Source organism: bacterium, from assembly GCA_012517375.1.
Taxonomy (GTDB): Bacteria; Hydrothermota; Tepidihabitantia; order B3-TA06; family B3-TA06; genus JAAYVC01.
In genome coordinates this window covers 1-6116 of record JAAYVC010000053.1, presented here as the reverse complement: position 1 = coordinate 6116, position 6116 = coordinate 1, and the positions used below count along the sequence as shown (strand labels likewise).

At 51.0% G+C, this 6116-nt stretch carries 4 protein-coding genes; 2 read left to right on the top strand and 2 right to left on the bottom strand.

Translation table 11 applies throughout. The features are described 5' to 3' along the window. Nucleotides 1–518 precede the first annotated feature (518 nt). Together GX441_06420 and GX441_06415 are read left to right on the top strand one after the other, a co-directional pair. Complete coding sequence (locus GX441_06420) at nucleotides 519–1178, top strand: RNA polymerase sigma factor (protein ID NLI98278.1); 660 nt, start codon at nucleotides 519–521, stop codon at nucleotides 1176–1178. Then, the gene (locus tag GX441_06415) at nucleotides 1159–1893 is read left to right on the top strand and encodes a hypothetical protein (protein NLI98277.1); all 735 of its coding nucleotides are present in this window, start codon (nucleotides 1159–1161) and stop codon (nucleotides 1891–1893) included. The genes GX441_06420 and GX441_06415 overlap by 20 nt, the downstream gene beginning before the upstream one ends. 306 nt (nucleotides 1894–2199) lie before the next feature. Here the strand turns inward: GX441_06415 and GX441_06410 are convergent, their stop codons facing one another. Beyond that, nucleotides 2200–3933, bottom strand: a complete 1734-nt coding sequence (locus tag GX441_06410; GenBank protein ID NLI98276.1) for an asparagine synthase — start codon at nucleotides 3931–3933, stop codon at nucleotides 2200–2202. Between the two features lie 23 nt (nucleotides 3934–3956). Next, on the bottom strand, nucleotides 3957–5831 hold the full coding sequence (locus GX441_06405; protein ID NLI98275.1) for a sodium-dependent transporter: 1875 nt from the start codon (nucleotides 5829–5831) through the stop codon (nucleotides 3957–3959). Between the last annotated feature and the right edge of the window lie 285 nt (nucleotides 5832–6116).

Sequence of the window (6116 nt, the reverse complement as noted above, 5' to 3'; positions counted from 1 at the left end):
TCTCATAGCACAAAGTTAAAAACAAACGCCTCTGCGCCGTAAAATCAAGATACTGCCATGAGATTGCCGCGTCCTAACGCCTTCGGCGTTTCTCCTCGCAATGACGTTGGAGTTCGTGACGCTTTTCATCAAACGGGACTCCATTTCTCGAATCCTGACTAATCACGTCAGGGAATTTGTCCAGCTTTTGTCTATCTTTTGACCACCTTCTGACCAGCTTTCCCACCCCAAGAAATCGCTTCGCAATTTCTCAGGGACCCCGGGTCTGGAATCGATTCTGCCGAACGCATGCGCTTCCAGCCGCTACTTTGGGGAGTATTCGACCATGATTCCTGACCGCAAAGAGTTAAATCTGACTTGGTTCGGGGTCCCCAACGGGGTGCGCGGCAACCTGTTGGGGTGAATTAATCCTGACCTGGTTTCGGTATACGAATTCCAAGATTCGTGCTACGATTTTGAGATGTTTTTGTGGGGCCTAGTGTACTTGCAATCGGCTAAATCGTGACTATATTAATCATGTGACACCATTTCCTGCTAAAAAGATGAAGAGCAAACCATCGGTGCGGGAACTGCGTCAAAATGATATGATGGCTGGCGAAGGATTAAGCCTTTCTCTTACCGAACAAGGGGTTGGTAAAGAAGTTAGCGATAAAGCGAGGGATAGAGAACGCGAAAAGGAGCTTGAGCGTATTTATAAGGAGCACGCGCCGATGGTTTACAATCTCTGCTTCAGGATGCTTAGCAACCGCACCGACGCACAGGACGCTACGCAGGAAGTATTCGTGAAGGTCTACAACAATCTTTCTAAGTTCGCGGGACGCTCCAAGCTTTCGACCTGGATATACCGTATAACGATGAATCACTGCATAGACCGCTCCCGCAGAAAGAGAGTTCCAACTGTCGAGCTTGAAGACTGGATGAACACCTCAGAATCCCTGCACGCACCGAAGACAAATCATGATACGCGCATCGCCCTGGAGCGGGCGGTCGAGACGCTTCCTCCTAGCTACAGGGGCGTATTCGTCCTTCACGATATTCAGGGCTTCTCCCACGAAGAGATATCCGATATCCTGAAGATAACCCCCGGCTCGTCCAAATCGCTTCTTCACCGTTCACGCATGGCTCTAAGGAAAAAATTAAAAGAAGTATGGAGGTTAGATGAACCGACACCCGTCTGAAACAGTTTTGTCTCGTTACACCGATGGGGATTTAAGCGAGGGGGAAAAACTTGCGGTAAAAAACCACCTGCGCAGCTGCAAAAGCTGTATGAAAGTGTATAGTGATATAAAAAAAATTAAAGAGCTTGCAGAATCAATCGCGCCTGTTGAAGTGCCGCCAGGCCTTTTTACCGGAGTCAAAGAAAGAATAGCTGGCCAGGCAAAACCTGCGCGCAGACCTGCATTGTGGCGAGGCATTCTGGTAGGCGCTGCATTAACCTGCGCTCTTGCGTTTTTTGCAGTTCTACCGCATGCCGTCAAGCCGGTCATCGAAACAAAAGTTGCAGAAACTGTCGAATCCAGGGAAATCTATGGCCCGCCGCTCGGCCTTGCTAATGCCGTCTCTTTCGGCTCTGAAGGGTTAGCCGTTGTCGAAGACGCTTCTGACTCGAATCATCTTGTCCGGACGGCTTCGCATGATGCAAATAGAGATGTTCCTCTTGAAAAAATCGAGCGCGTTCTCTTCAACCAAGTATCTTCCACCGATGAATCAGCGCCCAAACCGGTGCTCATCCCTCTTGACAAGAAAGCCTGGGAGAACCTTTACGGCAAGAACGATGTCTGGCTGGTATCTCAAGAACGTTCTGCAATACCGTGGGTTACAGTTGTTGAAACAGTAGGCAATGAACCTGTAACAACGATCAATGAAAGGCTTCTGATTCAGCCGCATAAATGACCATAGTGGGGTAAACAAAACTCCCTCCTTTTGCGTCTTATGAGTAGTGAGACTTAAAGTTGATCTGAAAGTCAACTTGCTTCAGATCGATGCAGAGGACACACGCACTTCCTAACCATCCGACCCTAGAAAGACCACAAAGAGCCGGGGCCCCCAAAGCCCCGGTTTTTTATCCCCAAGTTATTGCATCGCAATACCTTGGGGATCCCACCCAGAATTGTTTTTTGAAGGAAGCTGCGGATTCTATGCCTATTCATTTTCACCCATTGCATCTACCCTGAGGACAAAAATAGAGATATGTGAGTTTTAGAACAAATCGAGAAATCTTGCAGTCGAATACAACCGCCAGCGAAGCATGGGCTTGAGTTCATCGAAGCGGGATTCAAGCTCGGCAAGATCGACTATTTCGCCGAGCTTCGTCGAGCTGAAAACGCACTCTTCAATCTCCTTCTTGAATGGACCGTTGACCCATATATCAAGAGGCACGACAAACCCTAGCTTGCCTCTGTGCCAGATTACTTCCTTCGGGAGTTCGTCGGAGTATGCCAGCCTGGTAAGATATTTGTTGTAGCCCTCGTGGATTATCAAGGAGGTAGGTACCGCATCCATAAGATCCGTCATCTCTAGATTTATATAAGGGAGATAGTGGTTAAGCTTGAGAACACCGGCTCTTTCAAGAACCCATCGGAAGAGCAAACTAAGGACTTCTTCTATTTCATGCTGTTTTTTATAGATAACATAGTTGGCTCCGTCCGTGGCGTACCAGTGAGGGATCTGGGGCGCAACCTTGAGCCAGGAAGCCCTTGAGCGCATCATTTTCCTAGAGTTCTCGACGAACCTACGGGTCAGCGGCGAGAGAAAAATGAACGCGGCGCTTGCGAGGGCGGAGAAGGGTATCATCGAGCGCCATTTCCGCCAGAGCGCGAGTCCCTGCGCCGGATTCTTTAACAAGAGCGAACCCATCCAGAGAGATGCCAGCCCGCCGAAAAGCGTATCGCCGTCCTGACCGGATACCACCGACGTGTGGCCGAGGCTGCGGATGACCCTCTCCTGTTCGTATGCGACGAGAAGGCTCGGGTCCGAGATGGGCTCGGAGTAGGCTAGGGAGAGTTTGTCGTTGTGCCCGATTATATCCTTCCCGGTGACTTCGACCCAGTGGATGTTGAATCCGAGCTTCTTTGCCGTAAGTGCAGCCCTGGACGATTCGTCGGGGTCCCGGCCCTTGCATTCGGGATAGGTAACGCTTGTCGTGCGGAAGCTCATTCCCGAGCGTGCAAGCTCCACCGCCATGACGGATGAGTCCACTCCGCCTGAGAGCTCGAAGGCGAGGTTTTTTACGCCGCCGAGGTTCGAGAGGAGTGTTTTCCGCAGGAGCGACCGCAGTCTTGACGTCCAGCTCTTGAAGTTTTCTTCGAACGGCGGCACCCAGAGCGCTGGATTAGTAAATGGTGGAAGATAGGATGCGGACTCCTCGGAAGTATTCTTCAAATCATAGTTAAGGAGAGCGCCGGTCTGAGGACGGAGAATATTCTCAAAGAAGGTTTCGGGTCCGAAATAGGGAGGCAGGGATGAACAAAGGAACCCTGCAAGGCGTTCGCGGGAGATAAAGAAGCCTTGAGGAATGGATGCTCTGATTGCCTTAATGTCTGAGGAAAGCACGAAGTTGTTCGAATCCCTGAACATATAAAGGGCCATTCCTCCCAGGCGATCCCGGGCAAGCTTTATTAGTGAGTTTTCTGAATCTACTTCGATGGCTACCCAGAACCCTTCATAGCGCACGAGACGGGAGAGGAGGAATCTGTTCGGCTCGTTGTCCGCCCTAATCCCGGTTCCCTCCTGCGCCCAGTAGCTCACTACGCCATTCGATTCCCTGAGCATTGAGCTTCCTGATGCGTAGATTGCGCCATGCCAGGGTCCTTTTATATTTTTCTTTTGAATCTTCGGGCGCTTAGCGAAGAAGGCGTCCGCCTTCTTGAGTCGTCCGTCATCCAAGTTCCCTTTCCGCAGCCAGAGAAATACTGAAGGTGATTCATGTGACATTTAATGCTCCTGAGAACAGATTGTTAGTCTTCCTTATCATCAGGCAGGACTATCTCGCCCCGCTTGACCTTTTTCACGAACCATGCCGAACGCCAGAGCGAAAGCACTATTCCGCCGTAAAGAACCAGACACGTAAATATGAGAATGACTATCTGAGGCTTATTGGCCCTCCATGCACAGGAGACGAGGTAGAATGCGCCTACAAGACCGGGCGGCGCGAGCATCAGGGCCAGTTTGCGCATTGGCTTCATCTTCGTCAATAGGAGGGCGATTTCAATCAACACGGCAATGCCGACCCACCACAAAGCGAGGAAGAGCGGAGTCTGAATCCCGGACATCTCTTGAGGAGTAAAGTGGGACTGAATCCAGGAAAAACGCAGGCCGTAGAACGAAGCGATGAGTATGGGAGGGATGAGCATCGCCGGTATTTTCTTTCTCCATTGCATCCGGGACATGATGATGGCAGTCTCAGCGAGAAGTCCTATGACGAGCCAGCCGCCTACGAACTCGGCGAGATAGTCGCCGCCATACGGCGCCTTGATGCGATCGATAACTGTGAATGAAAGGATAAAGAGAATGATAGCCGGAATGACCCATTGAATCATGCCCTCCCACCATACGCCAACCTTGACTTCGGAACGAAGGTTGGAATGACTCCTGAGAAACCGGGAGCGCCACATCCATCCGACGACTATGCATTCGCCGAGAACGACCGCAAAAAGCCCGAAGTTGTTCATGAAGTGGTCGACGATGTCGAGCCAGTACAAGCCGCTGCCTGTGATGTAGATGACGCCGATGAACAATGCCGCCACAGCCATCGCTATCAAAGTCGGGTAGCGCTTCCATTTGAAGCGGTCAAGAAGCCCTGCTGCGGCTCCTTCGACGAGAGAGAAGGCGGAGTCTATCGCGAGGGTAAGAAGCATTATGAAGAACAGAACCCCGAACACCGGCGCCAGGGGAAGCTTATTGATGATCATGGGGTAGGTTACGAATGCGAGACCGGGGCCGGAGGCAACAACGTCTGCAACCTTCTGCCCTGTGGTCTGGGCGTAGTAGCCAAGCGTGGAGAAGACGACGATTCCTCCTGCAAAAGCGGTCCCCGCATCAGCAAGACCTATGATTATCGCGTTGTTTATTATATCGGTCTTGCGGGGCAGAAAGGAGGCGTAAGCTATCATGACTCCGAAGCCTATAGTAAGAGAGTAGAAGACCTGGCTGTATGCGGCATGCCAGACCGCCGGATCCTTGAGTGCTTCGATGTTCGGGGTCAGAAAATACTTGAGCCCCTCCTCGGCGCCAGGGAGCGTTACTCCCCTTATGAGAAAGATGACGAGTATGACCCATGGTGCAATAACTGTAACCCAGACAACCTTCGAGACCGTTTTTGCCCCCTTCCATATAGAGGCTATCACCCACACCCACATGAGTACCAGCAGACCCAGCAATGGCCACATTATCTTTCCGAGTTCGAAAGGCCCTTTTGTTACGCCGAGGATCTTCGCGAAAAAAAAGCTCTCTACAACCTTTGGATTTTTGCCCCATTCGAGAGTGAAGGAGGATATCAGGTATCTGCTCGACCATGCCATAACAACTGCGTAATAGGTAACGATGATGAAGCCTACGAGTAGGGCGAACCATCCAAGCCACTCGGTGTTCTTTTTGATTTTAGAGAAGGAGAAGGGAGCGGACGCACGCATCTTGTGACCGAGCGAAAATTCGAGAATAAGGAGAGGAATTCCAGCCGTCGCAAGAGCCACCAGGTAGGGGATAAGAAACGCTCCCCCGCCGAACTTGTAGGCTATATAAGGAAAGCGCCAAACGTTGCCTAAACCGATGGCCGAGCCTATCGCGGCAAGGATAAATGCCGCTCTGCTGTCCCACGAAGCATGCTTTTCCATCAAATCCTCCTTGCGGTTCAGCTTTTTATATTGACTCAATGCTATTGAGAGAATATAAAATGTCAAGAAGCGCTCTGAATTCTTGACATCATTTATTCCTTGCGTATACTTTGTAGCATGAGTGATTTTAACCTGACCCGGAGAGCAATGCACCTTGACGGTTGCTCGTATATACCCTGCCTTAACGCGGTAGTATTCGTTGCTATCGGCCGGGCGGGTCAGGCATTAACACCTTAGCGATAAGGCTCAAGATTCCTGCCCCGCCGGCGAAAAAACCGGCGGGGC